The sequence below is a fragment of the Citreimonas sp. genome (assembly GCF_042096055.1).
Taxonomy (GTDB): Bacteria; Pseudomonadota; Alphaproteobacteria; order Rhodobacterales; family Rhodobacteraceae; genus Citreimonas.
Genome location: NZ_JBELMH010000095.1, coordinates 1 through 3,316 on the forward strand (window position 1 = coordinate 1; position 3,316 = coordinate 3,316).

The window sequence follows — 3,316 nt, forward strand, 5'->3', positions numbered from 1 at the left end:
GGAGGCGAAGCGCTTGGCGCCCGACAGCCGGTGCGCCCGCGCCGTCACGGGCGCGGGCCCGTCGGCGCCCCAGACTCCGAACAGCAGGCCGCTCTCCATCTCCTGCCGGCAGCGCGAGCGCAGCGTCGGGTCGGCGTAGGTGTCGATCAGGTGCCAGGCGTTGACGTGGCCTTCGTAGAGCCGGCCGAGCGACAGGTCGGCTTCGGCGACCTGGCGCATCGCCGCGGCGGCCTCGCGCCACCCGGCGGGCCGCAGCAGGCCCGAGCGCTTCAGCAGCGCGATCGCTTCGTCGAAGTCGCCGGGCGCGACCTGCGCGAGCGTGGCGCGAAGATCCGCGCGGTGCGGGTCCTTCGCAGGGCTTCGATCGGGGTCGTGAAGCATGATCGGCGTCCGGGGCTGATGGCTGCCAGACAACCGGCAGAGGGCGTGCCGGTTCCTGCACCTCTTCATCGTCACGCGCTTGCTCGCACGACGGGCCGAGGCGCCACTCCACTCGAATCGCTATGCCGCGCACGTGGTCGGAAACGCTGACACCGTCCCAGCGTCCGCGGATCGATCATCGCCCGCACCGCCGATGCGGAACGGGTTCCCCCGCTGCCGCAAATGAAGGCAGGGCCGCGGTTACGGCGTCCAAAAACAAGGCAGTCATTCCGTTAACCGTTGTGCGGAACGCCTTTCGCCTACCTGCCTGCGCGCCGAAATACGCAACCTTGGGCGTCGCCGCATCGGCGGCAGAATGTGCGGTGATGTCGGCCTGCCAACTGATCACCACCGCACTCCGCATTCGCAAATGCGTGGGGGAACCTTGGTGGCATCTTCCGGGATTTCAAGGTCCGCCGCGCCCATAGGGACGGTATCCATGAACCTTACAAGAACCGCGGCGCTGTCGATCGCCTGTTGCACGGCAGCCCTTTCGGCCTCGGCCCAGGACGCGGAATGCCCGATCAAGGTCGGGGTCCTGCACTCGCTCTCCGGCACGATGGCCATTTCCGAGACGACGCTGAAGGACACCGTCGAGATGCTGGTCGAGAACCAGAACGAGGCCGGCGGCGTGCTGGGCTGCCAGCTCGAGGCTGTCGTGGTCGACCCCGCGTCCGACTGGCCGCTCTTCGCCGAAAAGGCGCGCGAGCTTCTCAGCGTGCACGAGGTCGACGTGATCTTCGGCAACTGGACCAGCGTGTCGCGCAAGTCCGTGCTGCCCGTGATCGAGGAACTGAACGGCCTGCTGTTCTACCCCGTCCAGTATGAGGGCGAGGAAAGCAGCAAGAACGTGTTCTACACCGGCGCCGCGCCCAACCAGCAGGCGATCCCGGCGACCGACTACTTCCTCGAGGAACTCGGCGTGGAAAGCTTCGCGCTTCTGGGCACCGACTACGTCTATCCGCGCACGACCAACAACATCCTCGAAAGCTACCTGCTGTCGAAGGGCATTCCCGAAGAGGACATCTTCGTCAACTACACGCCCTTCGGGCATTCCGACTGGTCGCGCATCGTGTCCGACGTCGTGGCGCTCGGCGCCGGCGGCAAGAAGGTCGGCGTGATCTCGACCATCAACGGCGACGCCAACGTGGGCTTCTACAAGGAACTGGCCGCGCAGGGCGTCAGCGCCGAGGACATCCCCGTCGTCGCCTTCTCGGTCGGCGAAGAGGAACTCTCAGGCCTCGACACCAGCAACCTGGTCGGTCACCTCGCGGCGTGGAACTACTTCCAGTCCGCCGACACCGAGGCGAACGAGGAATGGGTCGCCGCGTGGAAGGAACGCATGGGCGAGGACCGCGTGACCAACGACCCGATGGAGGCGCATTACATCGGCTTCAACATGTGGGTGAACGCCGTCGAAGAGGCCGGCACCACCGACGTCGATGCCGTGCGCGAGGCGATGTACGGCCAGGAATTCCCGAACCTGACCGGGGGCACCGCCGTGATGCTGCCGAACCACCACCTGGCCAAGCCCGTGCTGATCGGCGAGATCACCGAGGACGGCCAGTTCGACATCATCAGCCAGACCGAGGAAGTGCCCGGCGACGCGTGGACCGACTACCTGCCCGAGTCCGCCAAGCTGACCTCGGATTGGCAGGAACTCGGCTGCGGGATGTACAACACCGAGACCGAGACCTGCGTGCAGATCAAGTCGAACTACTGACCTGACACGACGGGACGGGCGGCCATCGCCCGTCCCGCACCCTTCCCTTCGCATCATCGGGGCCGTTCATGTCTGTCACGCGCACGCATCTTGCCGGGATCACAGTGCTGCTATTGGCCCTGGTGGCGCCGCTGGCCGCGGCCGCGCAGGACGCCGACGCGCCGATCCAGCGGCTGCTGCAGGAGCACGGCGCACTGATCGAGGAATCGAGCCGCACATCGATCGCGCCGGCCATCGACGCGCTGGCCGCCTCGGGCCTGCCGCAGGCGCAAAGCGTGCTGCAGCGCTGGCGCGCCAAGGAGATGTGGCGCAACGAAGAGACCGGCCTGTTCGCCTTCGCCGAGGAGATCGACCGCGACACGCTGCGCGTCTTCGACTTCGCCGATGGTTCGGAAATCGGCGAGCGGCCCGACGACGACTGGGAACAGCTCAAGCCCAATTCCGGCATCCGCGGCATGATCGGCGCGGCGCTGGTCCAGTTTCAGCTCAGCGAGCCTGAGCCAGCCATGCGCAACCGCGCGCTGGATTCCATCGAGCGCGACCCCGAGGAAAGCCATCTGGTCGCATTGCGCGCCGCCCGCGACGGCGAGGCCGAGCCGAACATTGCCCGCCGCATCGACCGGCTGGAACGCCTTCTGACCATCCGCTTCGGCGAGACCGAGGCCAAGCGCATCGAAGCCATCGAAAGCTTCGCGGGCGACCTGTCGGTCGACGGGCGCGCCGCGCTGACCCCGCTGGTCGCCACCCGCATCGAGCCGTCCGAGACCGAACCCGAGGGCGAAGACGTCTACCGCACGCTGCGCCCTGGCGGCGACATCCTGACGCGCGAAGCGGCCTACGACCTGCTGGTCTCGGCCGACCTCGCCAAGCCGCGCATCGACCGCGCCGCCAAGCGCGAGGCGCTGGTCTCGCACATCGATAGCGGTACCGTCGCCGGTGTAGAAGTCGCGGCGCTGGACAGCGAGGCCGCGCGCGACATGGCCTACGCCGCGCTGGCGCAATCAGGCGCGGTCGACGCGGTGGCCACCGAGGCCGAGATCGACGAGATGTTGGAGCGCTTTTTCTTCGTCGAGCGCTACGTCGGCGCGCCCGCCGCGGTCGCGCTGGCGGCGCAGGAGGTGCTGCGCGGGATCGAGTTCCGCATCTGGCTGAACCAGCTCGCCGACCTGGCGC

General features: G+C 67.7%; 1 protein-coding gene and 2 pseudogenes. 2 read left to right on the forward strand and 1 reads right to left on the reverse strand.

All coding sequences use genetic code 11. From position 1 onward, the window contains the following. Positions 1–381: pseudogene (locus tag ACFDTC_RS15755) on the reverse strand (hypothetical protein); the annotation flags it as partial. Between the two features lie 478 nt (positions 382–859). Here ACFDTC_RS15755 and urtA point away from each other — a divergent pair. Continuing rightward, entirely contained in the window at positions 860–2,143 is a 1,284-nt protein-coding gene (gene urtA, locus ACFDTC_RS15760; RefSeq protein WP_375259840.1) for an urea ABC transporter substrate-binding protein, read from the forward strand. A 68-nt stretch (positions 2,144–2,211) separates the two neighbouring features. Further along, positions 2,212–3,316 (forward strand): annotated as a pseudogene (locus ACFDTC_RS15765) (urea ABC transporter permease subunit UrtB); the annotation flags it as partial.